Source organism: Bacillus sp. ME78 (genome assembly GCF_903970865.1).
GTDB classification, from domain to species: Bacteria; Bacillota; Bacilli; order Bacillales; family Bacillaceae_G; genus Bacillus_A; species Bacillus_A cereus.
In genome coordinates, this window is the sequence record NZ_CAJCKK010000034.1 from 1 (window position 1) to 18,431 (window position 18,431).

Consider the following 18,431-nt stretch of genomic DNA (forward strand, 5'->3'; position numbering starts at 1 on the left):
ATATCGAATTTTTATGGGTTGATGAATCAGTTCGTCATGACGGTTATGGCAGCCAACTTTTACATGAAATTGAAGGGATTGCGAAGGAAAAAGGGTGTAGATTAATATTGCTAGATTCATTTAGTTTTCAAGCACCAGAATTTTATAAAAAGCACGGTTACAGGGAGTATGGTATTGTTGAAGATCACCCGAAAGGTCATAGTCAGCACTTTTTTGAAAAGAGATTATAATAATATTATGTATACTGTTTGATAGGAGAAAGAATATGTACACGTATAAATTGCAACAAGAACAACTAATCTGTGCAGAAAAAATAAAAAAACTTTATGATTCTGTCGGTTGGTGGCCAGAAAGAAAAGAAGTCGATATTGAAAAAATATTAAAGAATAGCATAGCCATTGGAGTATGGGAAGAAAATGAATTAGTTGGATTTGCTAGAGTCGTTTCTGATGGTGTTTTTCGAGCATACATTGAAGATGTTGTCGTACATGAGAGTGTAAGAAATAAAGGTATTGGAGAGAAGATGCTAACAATATTACTTCGAGAAATATCTCATATTGATATTGTTAGTCTATTTTGCGGAGAGAAGCTAATAAAGTTTTATGGTGAGCAACAATTTCAAACAACGAAGCAAATTGTGATGCATCGTAATCAAACAGGGAAAGAATAAGAGGTGCCAATTAAAATGAATGCAACAAGAGCGTACTGTTTATCGAAAAGAAAAGCGACAGAAGATTCTCCAGATGGTTGGAGTGCAACATGTATGAGGCTTAATAATAAAATATTTGCGATAGTAAATCATGAAGAAGGCGAAAAAGCTGCGATTACATTGAAGTGTGATCCAGAAGTCGCATTAAGAATAAGAGAAGATTATCCAGAAACAATTATTCCAGGGTATCATATGAATAAAAAACATTGGAATACCGTTTATATTCATAAGGGTATAGAGCAGGAGCAAATTAATAAAATGATTGATTGGTCGTATGATCTAGTACTACAATCATTTTCAAAGAAAAAGCAGCAGGAGTTAATGAATTAATATGTATTAGGAGTGTGTGTAATGAAAGATTCGATTAAAGATACGTATGATAAATTAGCGAGTACATATAAAGAAAATCTAGATTTCGCAAATCCATATAACAGTTATTATGAAAGACCGGCGATGATGGAGCTTATTTCAAAGGAACTAGAAGGAAAAAAGATACTAGATGCTGGATGTGCAGCTGGATGGTATACTTCTCAATTCATAGGAAGAGGAGCAAATGTTACAGCAATTGACGTAAGTCCTGAAATGGTAAAAGCAGCAAAAGAAAATATAGGAGAAGAAGCAACGTTCCTTTGTCATGATCTGCAAGAAACATTGCCATTTGAAAATAATACGTATGATGTGATTGTAAGTTCGTTAACTCTTCATTACTTAGAAAATTGGAATCAAGTATTTCAAGAATTTCGTCGCGTATTGAAGCCGGGTGGAGAACTTATATATTCTATCCATCATCCTTTTATGGATTTCACAAAGTTTCCATGTGAAAGTTATTTTGAAAAACAGCTATTAATAGATACTTGGGTTAAACCGAACATTACAATTGAAGTCGAATTTTTCAGAAGGTCACTACAAGACATAATAAATGAAACTACAAATTATTTTGTATTAGAAGAGATAGTGGAACCGAAGGCAGTTGAAAAGATGAAAGAAGTAGACAAAAAATCATATTATTATTTAAATATGAATCCACATTTTCTTATCATAAAAGCAATTAATAAATAGCTAGTAAAATAACTTTGTTTTACTAGCTATTTACAGTTTTACATTACATATTAGGAGACTTTAAAATGAATACGAAACGAAATAGAGTATTATATGCACTATTTACTATAGTTGTTATTATTTTAGGTCTTAGCTCAAGAAAGTTTTCTTTTGCACTACCACATCTATTAAATAATTACTTAGGCGATGCTTTATGGGCATTAATGATTTTCACTGGCTTTGGATTTTTGTTTCCTAAAACAGAGACGAAGAAGTTGGCTTTTATTAGTTTAATGTTTTGCTACGGGATTGAAGTGAGCCAATTGTATCATGCGAAGTGGATAGATAGCATTCGTGCAACGACTTTAGGCGGACTCGTGTTGGGATACGGTTTTTTGTGGAGTGATTTAGTGGCTTATACAATTGGTGTTGGAGTGGGAATACTTTGTGAGTTTATGTTACGGAGGAAATAATCGATTTTAAAAAGGAGCCCTTTATGAAAAAAATAATATTAATTGGTTCTGGTGGTTCAGGAAAATCTACATTAGCAAGGCAGTTAGGGAATAAATTAAATATTAAGGTGCATCATCTTGATGCATTATTTTGGAAACCGAATTGGGAAGGTGTTCCGAGAGAAGAACAAATAACAGTTCAAAATAACTTAATTAAAGATGAGAAATGGATTATTGATGGGAATTATGGCGGGACGATGGGTATAAGACTGAATGCAGCTGATACAATTATCTTCCTTGATATTCATAGAACAATTTGTGTTTATAGGGCTTTTAAAAGAATTGTAAAATACCGAAATAAAACAAGACCAGATATGGGCGCGGGATGTGAAGAAAGATTTGATTTGCAATTTTTTAAATGGATATGGGAATATCCTAATGCTAAACGACCTACAATTTTAAAAGGGTTAGAGCAATTTCCCGAAGAGAAAAAGGTTATTGTTTTAAAATCTCCAAATGAGGTTCGGAAATTTTTAGAGCACATATAATAATAGAATGTAACAAAACAATTCTTTGTAGATCTTACCGATTAGTTTAATAAAACTAATCGTTTTTTATTATGAAAAATTTAACGCATTTTGAAAATTGTATTTTGTAATGAGTATATGACTATAAGTTCATATAAAATGAACGTTTGGAGGAATAGAAAATGACTAACGATTTAATTCAACTAATTGATTCATTAATGGTCAATATTCCAGCTGGAGAGGTAGTATTAAGAGATGATCGAATAAAAAAAGAATGGCTAGTACAAATTCAACCATTTCTTCTTGCAAAGTATGCTGTAACAACGGAACTATATGATGCTATTACAAATAGTACATTAAATAATTTTGAAAATAATCATAAACCAGTTGTAAATATTTCATGGAACGATGCCATTGCGTTTTGTAATGTACTTTCAAAAAAAGCAGGATTAAAAGAATATTATTCTATTAGTGATGGTGGTCAAATTGTTAGATGTAAGTTAGATTCAAATGGCTACCGATTGCCATCTGAGGCAGAGTGGCAATATGCATGTAAAGCAGGTACAACCGGATATACATACGGGAAACTTCATGATATAGCATGGTATAATGAAAATTCAAATGGACATATTCATGACGTTGGCCAAAAGGAACCGAATGCATGGGGACTCTATGATATGTTAGGGAACGTTTGGGAATGGTGCTATGATTTGTATGATGAAAAAGTATACGGAACATACCGCATTTTTCGTGGAGGTAGTTGGGCTGAAGCAGCGAGAGGTTGCGGCGCTACTTGTCGTCGCCGAAGCCATCCTACATTTCATATAGAAGATCTCGGTTTTAGACTTGCTAGGTCAATTTAGCAGGAATATGATACGAAGGGGATCTATACTCTTGCCAACATAGAAATGATTTAACGTAAGGAGTGTTTATTATGGCGCGTGTTTTATTTATTAATGCTGGATCAGAAGGACATATAAATCCAACTTTACAAGTTGTAGATGAATTGATTTCTCGTGGTGAAGAGGTCGTTTATTTTTCAATAGAAGCTTTCAGGGAGCGGATTGAGAAGACAGGTGCTACTGTACGAACGATTGATGATCAAAAATTTATAAAAGCGTTTCTATCTGGAGGCAGAAATTATTTACAGGAAAGAATAAATGGCCTTCTACATACAGCGGATATTGTAATACCTAGCGTTTTAGAACAAATTGAAGGTGAACATTTTGATTACATAATTCATGATTCTATGTTTGGCTGTGGCCATTTAATTGCTCAAATCCTTAAACTTCCAGCCATAAATTCATGTACATCTTTTGCGCAGGATGAAAAATCTTTTGAGCAAATGTTAGGTCATCTGTCAAAAAATATCCCAGTAGAAATTCATGATAAAATACAGAATGATTTTCAAAACTTAACGAAGGGAATTGCTGAAAAATATGGTGTTGAAATAAAATCATCGTATGAAGTTTTCTGTAATCCTGCACCCCTTACTATTGTGTATACAATTAAGGAGTTCCAGCCTTTTGGTGATACGTTTGATGAAACATATAAATTTGTAGGACCATCTATCTCTGCACAAATGAAAAACAGAGACGTTGATTTTACTTCAATTGAAGTAAAAAGTCCGATTTATATTTCATTAGGTACTGTTTTTAATGAAGCGATTGACTTTTATAAACTGTGTATGAAGGCCTTTGAGAATAGTGAGCATACAATTGTTATGTCTATTGGTAGTAAAACAAAAATAAGTGATCTAGGCGAAATCCCTAAAAACTTCATTGTGAAAAACTATGTACCCCAAACTGAGCTGCTTACATATACGAAACTATTTATTACACACGGCGGGATGAACAGTGCGCATGAAGGACTGTATAACGGGGTTCCGCTCGTTGTAATACCGCAAAGTGCAGATCAGCCAGTAGTCGCAAAGCAAGTGGAGAGTCTTGGAGCAGGAGTAAAATTACAAATGCAAGGATTAACTGTGGATCAACTAAGTGAAAGTGTAGAAATAGTATTAAATAATCGTTCATTTAAAGAAGTTGCTTTGAATTTGAAGGAATCTTTCCAAAAATCAGGTGGATATAAGGAAGCTGTTGATGAAATTTTTATATTTGTAGGTCAGTGAAAAAAATGAAATTATACATTAGAAAAGCATCTAAATAGGATGCTTTTTATTTAACTTTATAATTCTTATTTTTAATATCTAGTATGGTTAAAACTAAGGCACTGAGAAATATAAGTATAAGAATAAAAGTTAACCAGTTAAATGTATTGTTAATTATGAAGTAAAGATGATAGATAAATATATTCAAATTGTATTTTAAAATGTTAGGACTTAGTTTTACATGTTAGTAATAATTTCACTGTTTCTGCACAACTTCTGCACATACTCAGGTAATTTCTATGTCATGATATATTCATAAAGTGAAATATTTCACAAGAAAAATATAATTTCACTGCGGTGTATGCATAATTAACACATACATCGGTACAAGTTTGTCTCTTGTTATTCTTTTACATCAAAGCCCACATTCCACTACAAAGTATAACAAGAAGGAGACATGAACATGAATAATCGATTTTTAAAACAACTACAAAATATGAAAATGAACAAAAAAAGTTTAGGAGCTGTAGCATTAACAGCTGGAATTATTAGTACGACACTTATTCCTCAAAATGCTTATGCGCACGGTTTTGTTGAAAAGCCTAGTAGCCGATCCGCTTTATGTAGTCCAACTTATGGTGCGCTAAATGTAAACTGTGGAAGTGTTATGTATGAACCACAAAGTTTAGAAGCTCCAAAAGGGTTCCCACAAGGTGGTCCAGTAGATGGACAAATTGCTTCAGCAGGCGGAAAATTTGGCGGTATTTTAGATCAACAAACAGCAAATCGTTGGTTTAAAAATACAATCACTGGTGGGGAAAATACATTTACTTGGAAGTATACTGCGCCTCACTTAACGAGTAAGTGGCATTACTATATTACTAAAAAAGGATGGAATCCAAATAAAGCGCTAACAAGAGCAGATTTCGAACCAATTGGAACTGTACAACATGATGGTTCTGCAGCTTCAAATAATTTAACTCATAAAATCAATGTACCTACTGATCGTAGTGGATATCATGTGATTTTAGCAGTATGGGATGTAGCTGATACAGCAAATGCATTCTATAATGTAATTGATGTTAATCTTATTAATGATGTGAAACCAGACATAGAAGCGCCAAGTATTCCAAATGGACTTCAGACGCAAAAAGTAACAGCGAATAGTGTAGAACTAACATGGAACGCTTCTACGGATAATGTAGGGGTAAAAGGATATCAAATCTTCCGTAACGGAGAGATGATCGATACAGTACTAGGCACTCATTTTATTGATAAGAAATTACAACCAAGCACAGAATACTCTTATACTGTAAAAGCAATTGACTCAGCTGGAAATGTATCGAAAGAAAGTACAGCGCTTACAGTAAAAACAACAGATGAGATTCCTGATACAGAAGCACCAACACAACCAAAAGGATTACATAGTATGGGAACGACAGCGTCAAGTGTGGATTTAATGTGGAGTCCATCTGACGATAATATTGGTGTAGACCATTACGATATTTATAGAGAAACAGAAGGATCAATGAAAAAGATTGCAACATCCAATACAACTTCTTATATGGATAAAAATCTGCTCGCTAATACTACTTATAAATATGTAGTAAAAGCTGTTGATGTAGCTGGAAATGAATCCGTACAGAGTGATATATTCACAATTACTACAAAAACCGAAAGCGCTTTATATGAAGCGTGGGATGCAAAAAAAGCATATAAAAAGGGAGATAGAGTTCTACACGAAGGAAAAGTATATGAAGCAGTCCAGAGTTATCAAGGAAATGGTGATCCGAACTGGATTTATGCATTATCATTATGGAAAACAGTGTAAGCTTTACCTAGATATGAACTAAGAGATGATGGGCTTTGATGAAAAAGGGAATCTTGAGAATTCACTTTTCTATTAATAAAAAAGGGTAGTGTATGAATACATAAGATTCATACACTACCCTTTTTATTATGATAACATTTTCGTCATAAGTATATGCGGAATGCCATCTTCCATAAATATATCAGAAGAAGTTTCATAACCTAATTTTTTATAAAATCCTTCAGCTTGTGTTTGCCCGTGTAGTTTCACTTTTGTAGCTTGTTCGTTACGAGCAATTTCTTCTAACGTTTGAATAATAACTTTACCTAATCCGTATGTACGATAATCTTTTAAAATGCAAATACGTTCTAATTTTCCGACGCCATCAACAAATCGTATACGCCCTGTACCTACAGGAAGCTCATTATAATAAACTAAAATATGTTTACATTGCTCTCCGATTTCATCGAATGTATCGAATTCATCTGCAAGAGGGACACCTTGTTCTTTTACAAATACTTCTTTTCGAATATGAAAGGCAGTTTCTAAATCAGTAAGTTCTGTTATAAGTTTGGATTGCAAAATGTTCAGTCCTTTCTAATGTAATCAGCTTGTGTTTTCATAGTATATCATAATAATGCGCTATAAAGAGAAGAACATACTAAAAAGCCAACTTTAAAAAGTTAGCTTTTATTACAATTCTTTTATCCCATTTTTAGCGCCGATAATTACTTTACTCGTCATACTTATAAACAACCCTGTTTCAACTACACCAGTAATCATTTTTAATTGAGTGTGTAAATGGGCAGGATTAGAAATATGATTAGGGAATATACAATCGATAATCATGTTATTGTTATCGGTTATATAGGTTTCATTATTTTTCAAACGTAATGTTGTTTGACACCCTAAAGACTGAATTTTATTTTCGGTTTGTTTCCATGAAAAAGGGATGATTTCAATAGGTAATGGAAAAGTACCTAAATGTGTTACAAGTTTCGATTCATCAGCAATGATAATTAGTTCTTTAGAGGAAGAGGCAACGATTTTTTCACGAAGTAATGCACCGCCACCGCCTTTTATAAGCTGTAAATTTGAATCAATTTCATCCGCTCCATCAATTGTAAGATCAAGACTTTGTACGTCGTTTAACGAAATTAGGGGGATATTTAGTTGCTGTGCTAATGCTTCAGTTTCCTTTGATGTCGGTACAGCTTGAAATGATAATCCTTCTTTTACACGCTCACCTAATTTTTGTATTGTCCAATATACAGTAGAACCTGTACCAAGCCCAATCTTCATGCCATCATTTACAAAGTTAGCGGCATATTCGCCAGCGAGCTGTTTTAAATTCATCGCTTTACTCCGCCGGACGCGGTCCAGCATCAAGACCTGAATTTTCAACTGTAAGTACCGGACGAACGACTATATCTTTATGTACACGCATTTGACAAGATAATCGTAAATGATCTTCAATCCCTTTTTCCGTCATTGCATGTTTCTCATTCGCACTCGCTTCACAGAAATCACCTGCTAGTATTTCTACTCTACAAGTTGTGCAACGTGCATTCCCGCCGCAACGATGAAGAATGTTGACACCGCTATCTTCAATTGCTAATACTAACTTCGTTCCTTCTTTTACATCAAATGTTCCCGCACCTTCAATTGTTAATTTTGGCAAATTTGTTCCTCCTCACGTAAAATTGTACATAACATATTTATGACCGCGAATTATTGAACATAAACATTATTTTTTATATCCCCGTAACTTTTTTTAATGTTGAATCGTTTATTAAGTAAGCGCTGAAAAGGAGTGGTTATTTTGTGCACAAAAGTAACTCATGTTTTAAAGAACCGTATCGATATGAATCATTCAAATATAAACTTTTTAATTGAACAATATGGAGAGTTAAAAAGATACTGTACTTTTTTAACGAAAAACAAATGGGATGGGGAAGATCTCGCCCAAGAAACAGTGTGTAAAGTACTTCAAAAATATAGAAATAAAGATATTTGTATGACACTCGTCTATAAAATAGCAAGAAATCGTTGGTTAGATCAGATGAAGTCTAAGTCTGTTCATGAAAAAATAAGAGAACAAATCACTTCTGAAGAACCACATGAGAACATTGCAGATTTGCATGAAATGGTAGGGAAAGTATTGTCTTCATTAAATGTACAGCAATCCGCAATTTTATTATTAAAAGATGTTTTTCAATATAGTATCGCTGATATTGCTAAAGTGTGTTCTGTATCAGAAGGTGCAGTGAAAGCTTCTTTATTCCGGAGTAGAAATAGGCTGAAAACTGTAAGTGAAGAAGGGGTCGAGATAGTCGAATTCACAGATGATATGGAAGTTGTAGTAACGTCTATTCGAGAAGAGAGACCGGAATTATTAACGAAACTGCTTCCGTCAATAGATTTTACTAAGTTACCATCTAAACAGCCAGTCTTATTATTTAATGTGAAACAACCTTCTTCCTACAGTTGTATGCTTTGCGCAGCATAACAAGTATTGGAGGGATTTAAAATGAATGCAATTCCATATGTAGTAGAACAAACAAAATTAGGAGAACGTTCCTATGATATATACTCAAGGTTATTAAAAGACCGCATTATTATTATCGGTTCAGAAATTAATGATCAAGTAGCGAGTAGTGTCGTAGCTCAATTATTATTTTTAGAAGCAGAAGATGCAGAGAAAGATATATTCTTATACATCAATAGCCCCGGCGGTTCAACGACAGCAGGTTTTGCAATATTAGATACGATGAATTTAATTAAACCAGATGTGCAAACGCTGTGCATGGGCTTTGCGGCATCATTTGGTGCATTGCTATTATTATCTGGAGCAAAAGGAAAACGGTTTGCGCTCCCTAACAGTGAAATTATGATTCATCAGCCGCTTGGTGGTGCACAAGGGCAAGCAACAGAAATTGAAATAACTGCGAAAAGAATATTAAAGTTAAAGCATGATATTAATAAAATGATTGCAGAAAAAACAGGCCAACCGATTGAAAGAGTAGCACATGATACAGAAAGAGATTATTTTATGACTGCAGAAGAAGCGAAGGAATATGGGATTGTAGATGATGTTGTTACGAAAAAATAAGATGAAAAAGGCTAGAGGATATATTAATTCTCTAGCCTTTTTATTAATCCTTTACCCATTCATCAACTAATGCTTGATTTTTTTTAATCCATTTTCGCGCAGCTTCTTCAGGATCTTTTGTTTTATTTAACATGACCATTAACGTACCGAGCTGTTCATCGTTCATTTTCCATTTATCAAAGTATTTTATAACATCTGGGTGATCTTTTTCGAAACCTTTACGAACGGAGTAATAAATGTCATCTTTTTCACCATATACTTTCTTAGGGTCTTTTAAATATTTCAAGTCAAATTCTGAAAACCCCCAATGCGGATTCCAAAGCGTAACAGCGATTGGTTTCTTTTTTGTATATGCTTTCTTTAGTTCACTCATCATCGCAGCTTCAGAGGATTGGACAAGTTTTAGTTTTATATCATATTCTTTCATTGCTTTATTCGTTAAATTCATAAGACTACTACCGGGTTCGATACCGACAATTTTATTATCTAGTTCATCTTTATGAGCATTTAAATCTTCGATACTGTTTATGTTTTTCATATAAGAAGGGACGACTAAACCTAGTCCAGTACCTTCGTACCATTTTGATTTTAAGACAATATCATCTTTATAACGATCGTTTAGCGGTTTATCTGTAACTGGTAGCCATACTTCTAAATTCGCATCAACATCGCCACGAGCAACACCAGTCCAAATTGCGGCTTTTTCTAAATACATGAGCTCAACTTTGTAGCCTTTTTCTTCTAATAAAACTTTCCACATGTTTGCAGTTGCAATATTTTCTTTCCAACTTGTTACACCAAGTTTAATTTTTCCTTTCGAATTTGCATTTGTTGCATTACATGAAGTGAAAATCATAGTAATAAATAATGCAAGGCATATAAACCAAATTTTCTTTCGCATCGAAAACCTCCTAAGTAACGTTTGCCTTATAAAATAAATGTATAAGTAAGCATTCTTATTATGAACGGAAACGAGAATTTTAAAGAAATCTTATGAATGTCATTTTTATGTAATATTTCTTTGTAAAATCGCAACACTATGTGAATAGATGGGTAGAAAAGGAGTAGTGACATGGATAATACAAAGGTGCGTGTTGAAAACGTAACAAAAGTATTCGGGAAACATCCGCAAAGAGCCCTTTCCTTATTAAAAGAGGGAAAAAGTAAATCGGAAATTTTAAAAGAGACAGGAATGAACGTTGGGGTGAAAAAAGCAACGTTTGAAGTATACTCTGGAGAAATTTTCGTTATTATGGGTTTGTCTGGTAGCGGGAAATCTACGCTAGTTCGTATGTTAAATCAATTGATTAAACCAACTGCAGGTCATATATACATAGATGGTGAAGACATCGCAACGATGGGAAAAGAAGAGTTACGGAGAGTAAGAAGAACGAAAATGAGTATGGTTTTTCAGAAATTCGCTCTATTTCCGCATCGTACAGTTATACAAAATGTTGCATATGGCTTAGAAATACAAGGAGTTCCGGTTGAAGAGCGAGAGAAAAAAGCGTTAGAATCGCTACAGTTAGTAGGACTCGATCATCATAAAGATAATTATCCAAGTCAACTTAGTGGTGGTATGCAGCAGCGCGTTGGAATCGCAAGGGCACTAACGAATAATCCAGATGTATTACTAATGGACGAGTCATTCAGTGCATTAGATCCACTTATTCGAAAAGAAATGCAAGATGAATTGTTAGAGTTGCAAGATAAAATGGAAAAAACGATTATATTTATTACGCATGATTTAGATGAAGCGCTTCGAATTGGAGATCGTATCGCATTAATGAAAGATGGAGAAATCGTTCAAATTGGAACGCCAGAAGAAATTATGATGAGCCCCGCTAATGAATTTGTAGAAAAGTTTGTTGCGGACGTGAATTTAGGAAAAGTAATTACGGCGGAGTCTATTTTAAAACGACCAGAAACTTTATTAATTGATCGTGGACCTCGTGTAGCTCTTCAAATTATGAGGAATGCTGGTGTTTCAACTGTATATGTTGTAAACAAAAAGTATGAGTTTTTAGGTATATTAACTGCGGATGATGCGAGTAAGGCAGTACAAAAACAGTGGCCGATTGCTGATTTATTACTTAATGATATTCCGCATGTGTATTTAGATACTTTACTGGAAGAGACGTATGCAAAAATGGCGGAGATGAAATATCCGTTACCAGTAATCGATGAGAAGAAAAGGCTAAGAGGAATTATTAAACGTGAAAGTGTCATTCAAGCTCTTGCAGGAAACATTGAGGAAGAGGTGAAAGACGATGAATAGTATACCGCGTATTCCATTAGGGGAATGGGTCGACTCATTTGTTGCAAGTTTATATGAGCACTTTGAAGGCTTATTCCGAGGATTCTCTTATATTATTGGTGGATTCGTTGATTTACTCACTAATTTTTTAACAATAATACCTGCCATATTGATGATTATTATCTTATGTTTCCTCATTTGGTACACAACGAGAAAACCATCTTTAGTCATTTTTACGCTTATTGGATTATTATTTATTTTGAATATTAACTACTGGGCACAAACGATGCAAACATTGGCACTCGTACTTACGTCAGTTATTATTTCAATTATTGTCGGAATTCCAATTGGTATATTAGCATCTCAAAATGAACGTTTCTCAAAATTTTTAAAACCAACATTAGATTTTATGCAAACAATGCCTGCATTCGTATACCTTATTCCAGCGATCACATTTTTCGGAGTAGGTGTAGTACCTGGCATTATTGCATCAGTAATCTTTGCAATGCCACCGACAATTCGTTTTACTGACTTAGGAATTAGACAAGTTCCAGAAGATTTAATTGAAGCAGCGAATGCATTTGGATCCACTGCATCACAAAAACTATTTAAAGTACAATTACCACTTGCAACCGGAACGATTATGGCTGGTGTGAACCAAAGTATTATGCTTTCATTATCGATGGTTGTAACAGCATCACTTGTAGGAGCTCCAGGACTTGGAGTTGATGTATATCGCTCGGTAACACAAGTTAATATCGGAATGGGATTTGAAGCTGGATTAGCTATCGTAGTAATCGCAATTATATTAGACCGAATTACACAAGGGTTCCATACGAAAAGAAAATAATGACCAAAAAACACACTTTTATACTACAAAGTGTGTTTTTTATTGCATCCAGTTTACATACGAACGATAACAGAACCTCCAGCTGGTGCAGAAACTTGGTTTTGCTGTTGTTCCATGGATTTAATTAATTGATTATTTTCTTCAATTAATGAGATTAATTTAGCTAACTGACTTTCAAGACTTGCGATGCGCTGCATCATATATTGTGAATCATGATGCAATGTATTCCTTACAGGATGGGGGAATAAACATACTGTTGATTTATATTTGGATTCCAATGAGGATGCATTTGAATCGTTCCTCCTTCAATAAAATACGGATCTTTCTTATAGTAAATGCCTATATATATTTAATGGTTATTTGAAATTTTTTCATTATAAAAGGAGTATGTACAGAAAATGGAAAATATTATATATGAAGTTAAAGTGCATTTTTTGAAAAGATTCAAGCGAGATAGTGCGTATATTAATACATTTAAGTGAATGCATGTTGTTTAAGCAGAAATGATGGGAGGAGATGCAATTTTGGCTAAAAATAAAAAAAGAAATGATGCTTTGGCAATAGGTGTCGGTATAGGGGTTGTAATCGGTGTATTTCAAGGGCACTTTACAAATAATTTAGTAATCGGAATTGTGATTGGGATTATAATTGGGATTGCGTTTTTGAAGAAATAATGAGATGTAAATTCATTTCAAAAATTGTTGCATCAAAAGAATGAAAATTCGGAATGTTAAACCTATTTTTCCTTTTTTTGTGCTATTATATATGAAAAGGAAGGTGATGGATATGTCAACAAACAATCAAATAGAACAAAACTGTTTCATTTGCGAAAAACATAAAGGAAATATTATAGTTCCAGGTGGAGCTATTTACGAAGATGAACTCGTTTACGTTGGACATGTCTACTGGGATAGTGAAGAAACATACCTAGGTTATGTAATGATAGATATAAAAAGACATGTACCTGGCCTTGCTGAACTAACAGATGAAGAAGCGAAAGCGTTCGGACTTATAACAAGTAGAGTAAGTAAAGCGCTAAAAGAAAGCGAAGGTGCAGAGCATATTTACACTTTTGTTTCAGGAAATGGTGTACCACATATGCATATGCACATTATTCCACGTTATCCAAATACACCAAAAGAATTTTGGTCACCAACCGAAGTAGCGAAATGGACTGGTGCACCATATGGTGATGAAGAGAAAATAAAAAAACTATGCGAAAGAATACGTAAGTATATGGTAAATGAGTATGCATACAACAAATAATACACAATATTCATGGGTTGGAAATATAGAAATGTGTTTAGGAGAAATTTCAGTTAAGCAATATGGTGATATTGTACTTGGTAAATATGGCGGGAATATAAGTGCTGGAGCGAAAAAGAATGAAGATGGTGCATTAGTTTGGTCAAATGGTGAATGGGAATTTGCAGCTATTTTAGATGGGCATAATAGTACGGAAAGTGTTGATTTAGTAGTAAATACAATCGACAAAGAATATGAAAATATAAGCGTAATTTTGAATGAACGAATTGATACAGTATTTCAGTCTGTTGAAAATCATATACTTACAATTTTTCAGTCACCTTCATTTAAGGAAAAGTGCAAAAGAATACAAGGTGAAACAGCTTGCTTACTATGTGTAAGAAAAGAAAATTATATATGGTGGCTTTCTATTGGTGATTGTTTAGTGTATGTATTTCATGAAGAGTTACATAAGTTAGGACAATATGCATTAAATCAACGTCATTTTTACGAATGGATTGGAAATGTAAACACATTTGATTTACCTGTTCCTTGTTATTCATCAGGTATTCGTGAATTACGTACTGGAAAGAACCGAATTGTAATGGTGACAGATGGAGTATTAGAATGCGGGGAACGCCGATATGAAACGCCAGTAAATCTGTATAATAATATGAATAGAAATAATAAAAAACTTGAAGAAAGTGTTCATCATGTATTAGAGCAAGTTCATCATCAATTCGGACGCGATAGTGCGACTATAATTAGTTGGGACGTTGAAAATAAAGAGAGTGCTACGTATCCGAGTGATCAGCCGGAGAAAAGGTAAAGGAGGAGACATCACTGTTTTTAGTTAAAGTAATTTTATTAGTATTATGAATCATATTTGTAGTTATTTTGGAAAAAGTAGTGAGAAAAAAATTAAATATACCGAAACAAACTGCCTGGAATAGTAAATATGTAAACAACTTTCATAAATGGGGCACTAGGGCTCTTATTATTTCTTATATAATTGTTACGATGATATGTGCTACTTTAAATCCCGTTTATATTAGTAATTTACCCATTTTATTTTTAATAACTTTATACTGCTTTCAATCATTTATGGAGTGGAAATTTGATAAAGAATCGAGGGAATATGTCATTTCTTTAGGGACAGTTCCATTATTAATAATAACAGGAATTATGTTTAATCTCTTCTTTTATAGTTATTGGATTTAATCATATGTGGAATGAACGGAGTGACAAAATGAAAATACCTAAATTACGTGCTGAAATAATGATTGTAAACGACGAACATTCAAAAGTACTTGTACAATGTGATGAGAATGAATCATTTTACCGTTTTCCAGGTGGCTCTATTGAATTTGGTGAAACGTCAAAAGAAGCAATGATTCGAGAGTTAATAGAAGAATACGATTTGAAAGTTGATGTTCAAGAGTTAGCAATTGTAAATGAACACATTTTTGAGTGGGGCAACGAAAATGGTCATCATTGTACATTGATACATTGGGGGACTGTTGAAAAAATCATTACAAATGAAATAAGGCATAAAGAGCATGAGGATATTATATTAATTTGGAAAAGTCTAGAGGAATTACAGGAGAAGCCGACATATCCTGAAGGCATCATAAGTTATTTAGAAGGGGATAACCGTAATATAGTCCAATTTATTTCAAGTAATTAAATGAAATAATAGGAGGGGTGAAAATGGGAGCTTCTACTTTTTGGATTATAACTATTGTTTTTTGTATAGCTGTCTACTTTCTCGATAAGTTTTTAAGAAAAAAATTTAATATGCCCAAGGGTGGTTTTTGGGGATATAAGAAACATGTAAATAGTTTACATAAAAAAATGGAAATAGGACTACTTTTTATTTATTTAATAACTAGCTTTATATTTATCTTTAAATTTGAAAGTGTTAATATCGCTTATGTCATTTTTTCTTATTTAGGTGGGACGTTAATCTTAAGAGCATTGATGGAATGGAAGTATGATAGAGAGTCGAAAGAATATATATTTTCGGTAATTGGGGTATGCACGTTTATTTTTATGACTTCGATACTATTTTACTTCTTTCCACCTGCTGTATAATAAAAATTTGATAGTACAAATAATGAAATAACTAATAAGCAAGAAACCATTTACTACTAAATGGTTTCTTGTTTATTTAAGCATTTATTTTAGTTAATATAGATGTAATGAAATTAGTTTTATCCTCTGCATACTTATGTTTATCAGTAGGATTAGCTTGTGAAAGTTGAATCTTTAACTGTTCATACTGCATGCGTGCAGTTTTATTGTCTATTAAGTAATCACGAAATTGTAATTGTTCTATTAAATATGTATTCCCTTGTCCATACATATGAATTTGATGAGTTCTTGGTTCACCTTTATTAAAATAGTATCTTTCGGGTAATACTTCTTTTCTATATTTATAGTTTAGTAGTTCTAACTTTTTAATACAATGTATACCGTCCGTATAATTTTCTAATTCAATTGCTATATCAATAATTGGCTTTGCACTTAAATATGGAATAGAAGTACTACCAATATGGTGTATCGCTAAAATATGTTCGCCAATTTGTTCCTCAATGATTTGTTTCTCTTTCATAAACTCAATTTCCCATTCTTCAGTCCACGGCACTAAAAACACTTTCCCATACGGTAAACCTAACATTTAATTAGCACCTCTTTCAAAATAGTTTTCAAAAAGGTTATTACATCTTCTTAAAGCTTCTCAAAACAAGGTATTCCCACAATTTCCAAGGAAGAATCTTCTTCGTAAAGATCATAAATTTTACACCTTTTCCAATAGGATATCGTAAAGTAGTACGCTTTTTTTCAGCAATTTCAACGATTTTATTAGCAACATCTATCGGATTACCAAATGTATCACTACCGCTATTAATATGTTTTTGTATTTTATCCATATATTCTTTGTAAGGAGATGTTGTATCAGATTGGTTTTCAGCTAGTTGTTTACCAACCTCCCATATGTTTGTGTTATAAGTACCTGGTTCAATTAAAGCGACGTCTATTCCGAAAGGTTTTACTTCTAAGCGAAGCGATTCACTCCAGCCTTCTAATGCATATTTTGAAGATACATAAGGAGATAAACCAGGAAATCCAACTTGGCCGCTAATGCTGCTTATATTAATGATTTTTCCGCTTCTTTGTTCTCTCATATATGGTAAAACAAGCTGAGTGATTGATATAGCTCCAAAAAGGTTCGTTTCAAATTGCTTTCGATATTCGTCTACTGGGATTTCTTCTACAAAGCCCCCATTTGCAAATCCTGCATTATTTATAAGGAGATCTATTCTATTAATTTCTTTTAAAAACAATTGGAAATTATGTATAGAATTTTGATCTGTTACATCTAATTGTTGAACTTTTATATTGTGCTGTAAGTTAAGTTGAGTAACTTGGGATAGTAAGGTTCCTTGTTTTTCAAGGTTTCGCATTGTAGCGATAACTAAATAATCTTTTTTTGCGAGTTCGAGTGTAGTTAATAGTCCAAATCCACTTGAGGCTCCAGTAATTATTGCGATTTTTTTATTCATTTTTCGCCAGCTTTCTTTTTCTTTTATCATAACGAGTTATGATAAGAAAATCTATTATTCTTACATTTAGTATGAAATCAATTTGTATGTAAAAAAAGGGGATTATAGGGAATCAGCGTATATAGAGTAGTGTATATTAATATGATAATGAAATGAGGGAAGAAAAATGGTCCATGTAAAAGCTGTATTAGCAGATCAGCTATTAGCGAATGCAAATGATCCCAGTTGGTATATGCCATTTTCAGATGCAGTTAAGGATTTATCTGAGAGGGAAGCTTTCTGGAAACCGAATGAAGAGAGTAATAGTATAGCTGAAATCGTACAACATTTACTGTATTGGAACTCTACGTGGCAAACTAGGTATAAAGAATCAAATGTGAATGCAGTACCCGCTATAGGAGATAATAACAAAAGTTTTATGCTTTCAGATAATCAAACTTTCGATGAATTACGGGAAAAACTACTAGAAAAACTGTTACAATGGCAAAATCTCATAAATGAAGAAAAGGTTGAAAGTGATGTAGTGGGATTTCCTGTTTCTGCAAAGTGGTGGGAAGTGCTAGCGAATGTAACAACTCATAATGCATATCATATTGGTCAAATTATTTACATCCGAAAATTACAGAAGAGCTTTGATAATGAATAAAGTAACAATTCTCTTATTAAGGGAACAAAAGTGGACAAAACGAGACAAACGTCTCATTTTGTCCACTTTTTTATTGTTTAAAGATAGAGAAAACCTATTAAAACAAGAATTC

The 18,431-nt window shown here is 33.3% G+C and carries 26 protein-coding genes and 1 pseudogene; 20 read left to right on the forward strand and 7 right to left on the reverse strand.

Translation table 11 applies throughout. The features are described 5' to 3' along the window. The 9 genes from H6481_RS24400 to H6481_RS24440 form a co-directional block, all read left to right on the forward strand. The coding region (locus H6481_RS24400; RefSeq protein ID WP_182813411.1) for a GNAT family N-acetyltransferase at positions 1-230 on the forward strand (230 nt) is incomplete at its 5' end. A gap of 35 nt (positions 231-265) precedes the next feature. Then, positions 266-670 (forward strand): GNAT family N-acetyltransferase, encoded by a 405-nt coding sequence (locus H6481_RS24405; RefSeq protein ID WP_063547521.1) that lies wholly within the window; start codon positions 266-268, stop codon positions 668-670. Between the two features lie 15 nt (positions 671-685). Continuing rightward, positions 686-1,039 (forward strand): MmcQ/YjbR family DNA-binding protein, encoded by a 354-nt coding sequence (locus tag H6481_RS24410; protein ID WP_000994624.1) that lies wholly within the window; start codon positions 686-688, stop codon positions 1,037-1,039. Between the two features lie 21 nt (positions 1,040-1,060). Beyond that, positions 1,061-1,768, forward strand: coding sequence for a class I SAM-dependent methyltransferase (locus tag H6481_RS24415; protein WP_078993753.1), 708 nt, complete (start codon positions 1,061-1,063; stop codon positions 1,766-1,768). A gap of 65 nt (positions 1,769-1,833) precedes the next feature. Continuing rightward, positions 1,834-2,220 carry a DUF2809 domain-containing protein gene (locus H6481_RS24420; protein ID WP_065483986.1) on the forward strand — a complete coding sequence of 129 codons (387 nt, stop codon included), beginning with the start codon at positions 1,834-1,836 and terminating at the stop codon, positions 2,218-2,220. A gap of 23 nt (positions 2,221-2,243) precedes the next feature. Further along, positions 2,244-2,747: a DNA topology modulation protein gene (locus tag H6481_RS24425; protein WP_063547517.1), complete on the forward strand. Its 504-nt coding sequence runs from the start codon at positions 2,244-2,246 to the stop codon at positions 2,745-2,747. Between the two features lie 161 nt (positions 2,748-2,908). After that, a complete protein-coding gene (locus tag H6481_RS24430; protein WP_063547515.1) occupies positions 2,909-3,589 on the forward strand; it encodes an SUMF1/EgtB/PvdO family nonheme iron enzyme in 681 nt (226 codons plus the stop codon). A gap of 71 nt (positions 3,590-3,660) precedes the next feature. Beyond that, a complete protein-coding gene (locus tag H6481_RS24435; RefSeq protein WP_182813413.1) occupies positions 3,661-4,854 on the forward strand; it encodes a macrolide family glycosyltransferase in 1,194 nt (397 codons plus the stop codon). A gap of 442 nt (positions 4,855-5,296) precedes the next feature. Beyond that, positions 5,297-6,664: a lytic polysaccharide monooxygenase gene (locus H6481_RS24440; RefSeq protein ID WP_182813415.1), complete on the forward strand. Its 1,368-nt coding sequence runs from the start codon at positions 5,297-5,299 to the stop codon at positions 6,662-6,664. A gap of 126 nt (positions 6,665-6,790) precedes the next feature. Here H6481_RS24440 and H6481_RS24445 read toward each other — a convergent pair whose 3' ends face one another. The 3 genes from H6481_RS24445 to H6481_RS24455 all read right to left on the reverse strand — a co-directional run bounded on the left by H6481_RS24445 (position 6,791) and on the right by H6481_RS24455 (position 8,324). After that, positions 6,791-7,225 (reverse strand): GNAT family N-acetyltransferase, encoded by a 435-nt coding sequence (locus H6481_RS24445; RefSeq protein ID WP_043935622.1) that lies wholly within the window; start codon positions 7,223-7,225, stop codon positions 6,791-6,793. A 111-nt stretch (positions 7,226-7,336) separates the two neighbouring features. Next, positions 7,337-7,999 carry a ribose 5-phosphate isomerase A gene (gene rpiA / locus H6481_RS24450; RefSeq protein WP_016081304.1) on the reverse strand — a complete coding sequence of 221 codons (663 nt, stop codon included), beginning with the start codon at positions 7,997-7,999 and terminating at the stop codon, positions 7,337-7,339. Between the two features lie 4 nt (positions 8,000-8,003). Next, positions 8,004-8,324, reverse strand: a complete 321-nt coding sequence (locus H6481_RS24455) for a 2Fe-2S iron-sulfur cluster-binding protein (protein WP_001125388.1) — start codon at positions 8,322-8,324, stop codon at positions 8,004-8,006. 141 nt (positions 8,325-8,465) lie between these two features. Between H6481_RS24455 and H6481_RS24460 the strand changes: the two genes are divergently transcribed. Both H6481_RS24460 and clpP read left to right on the forward strand, forming a co-directional pair. Further along, positions 8,466-9,152: an RNA polymerase subunit sigma-70 gene (locus tag H6481_RS24460; protein WP_016512688.1), complete on the forward strand. Its 687-nt coding sequence runs from the start codon at positions 8,466-8,468 to the stop codon at positions 9,150-9,152. Positions 9,153-9,173: 21 nt separating this feature from the next. After that, on the forward strand, positions 9,174-9,755 hold the full coding sequence (gene clpP, locus H6481_RS24465; protein WP_000991612.1) for an ATP-dependent Clp endopeptidase proteolytic subunit ClpP: 582 nt from the start codon (positions 9,174-9,176) through the stop codon (positions 9,753-9,755). A 43-nt stretch (positions 9,756-9,798) separates the two neighbouring features. Here the strand turns inward: clpP and H6481_RS24470 are convergent, their stop codons facing one another. Continuing rightward, entirely contained in the window at positions 9,799-10,656 is an 858-nt protein-coding gene (locus H6481_RS24470) for a glycine betaine ABC transporter substrate-binding protein (RefSeq protein WP_001227615.1), read from the reverse strand. A gap of 171 nt (positions 10,657-10,827) precedes the next feature. Between H6481_RS24470 and H6481_RS24475 the strand changes: the two genes are divergently transcribed. Together H6481_RS24475 and H6481_RS24480 are read left to right on the forward strand one after the other, a co-directional pair. Further along, positions 10,828-12,033, forward strand: a complete 1,206-nt coding sequence (locus tag H6481_RS24475) for a glycine betaine/L-proline ABC transporter ATP-binding protein (protein ID WP_000370606.1) — start codon at positions 10,828-10,830, stop codon at positions 12,031-12,033. Then, a complete protein-coding gene (locus tag H6481_RS24480; RefSeq protein ID WP_016081306.1) occupies positions 12,026-12,862 on the forward strand; it encodes a proline/glycine betaine ABC transporter permease in 837 nt (278 codons plus the stop codon). The genes H6481_RS24475 and H6481_RS24480 overlap by 8 nt, the downstream gene beginning before the upstream one ends. A gap of 53 nt (positions 12,863-12,915) precedes the next feature. Here the strand turns inward: H6481_RS24480 and H6481_RS24485 are convergent. After that, a pseudogene (locus H6481_RS24485) lies at positions 12,916-13,151 on the reverse strand (hypothetical protein). A gap of 217 nt (positions 13,152-13,368) precedes the next feature. Between H6481_RS24485 and H6481_RS24490 the strand changes: the two are divergent. From H6481_RS24490 to H6481_RS24515, 6 genes are all read left to right on the forward strand, one after another. Further along, positions 13,369-13,536: a hypothetical protein gene (locus tag H6481_RS24490; protein ID WP_000508401.1), complete on the forward strand. Its 168-nt coding sequence runs from the start codon at positions 13,369-13,371 to the stop codon at positions 13,534-13,536. Between the two features lie 91 nt (positions 13,537-13,627). After that, the gene (locus tag H6481_RS24495; RefSeq protein ID WP_003291689.1) at positions 13,628-14,128 is read left to right on the forward strand and encodes an HIT family protein; all 501 of its coding nucleotides are present in this window, start codon (positions 13,628-13,630) and stop codon (positions 14,126-14,128) included. Beyond that, entirely contained in the window at positions 14,112-14,936 is an 825-nt protein-coding gene (locus H6481_RS24500; protein ID WP_182813417.1) for a PP2C family serine/threonine-protein phosphatase, read from the forward strand. The genes H6481_RS24495 and H6481_RS24500 overlap by 17 nt, the downstream gene beginning before the upstream one ends. A gap of 68 nt (positions 14,937-15,004) precedes the next feature. Beyond that, the gene (locus H6481_RS24505; RefSeq protein WP_098033233.1) at positions 15,005-15,328 is read left to right on the forward strand and encodes a DUF4181 domain-containing protein; all 324 of its coding nucleotides are present in this window, start codon (positions 15,005-15,007) and stop codon (positions 15,326-15,328) included. 28 nt (positions 15,329-15,356) lie between these two features. Further along, entirely contained in the window at positions 15,357-15,794 is a 438-nt protein-coding gene (locus tag H6481_RS24510; RefSeq protein WP_141435874.1) for an NUDIX domain-containing protein, read from the forward strand. A 23-nt stretch (positions 15,795-15,817) separates the two neighbouring features. Further along, positions 15,818-16,201, forward strand: a complete 384-nt coding sequence (locus tag H6481_RS24515) for a DUF4181 domain-containing protein (protein ID WP_098818810.1) — start codon at positions 15,818-15,820, stop codon at positions 16,199-16,201. 76 nt (positions 16,202-16,277) lie between these two features. Here the strand turns inward: H6481_RS24515 and H6481_RS24520 are convergent, their stop codons facing one another. Both H6481_RS24520 and H6481_RS24525 read right to left on the reverse strand, forming a co-directional pair. Beyond that, positions 16,278-16,787 (reverse strand): GrpB family protein, encoded by a 510-nt coding sequence (locus H6481_RS24520; RefSeq protein ID WP_065483969.1) that lies wholly within the window; start codon positions 16,785-16,787, stop codon positions 16,278-16,280. Between the two features lie 40 nt (positions 16,788-16,827). Further along, positions 16,828-17,673 carry an oxidoreductase gene (locus H6481_RS24525; RefSeq protein ID WP_220464104.1) on the reverse strand — a complete coding sequence of 282 codons (846 nt, stop codon included), beginning with the start codon at positions 17,671-17,673 and terminating at the stop codon, positions 16,828-16,830. A gap of 166 nt (positions 17,674-17,839) precedes the next feature. Here H6481_RS24525 and H6481_RS24530 point away from each other — a divergent pair, with 166 nt between their 5' ends. Then, positions 17,840-18,319, forward strand: a complete 480-nt coding sequence (locus tag H6481_RS24530) for a DinB family protein (protein ID WP_000233778.1) — start codon at positions 17,840-17,842, stop codon at positions 18,317-18,319. The last annotated feature ends 112 nt before the right edge of the window (positions 18,320-18,431 follow it).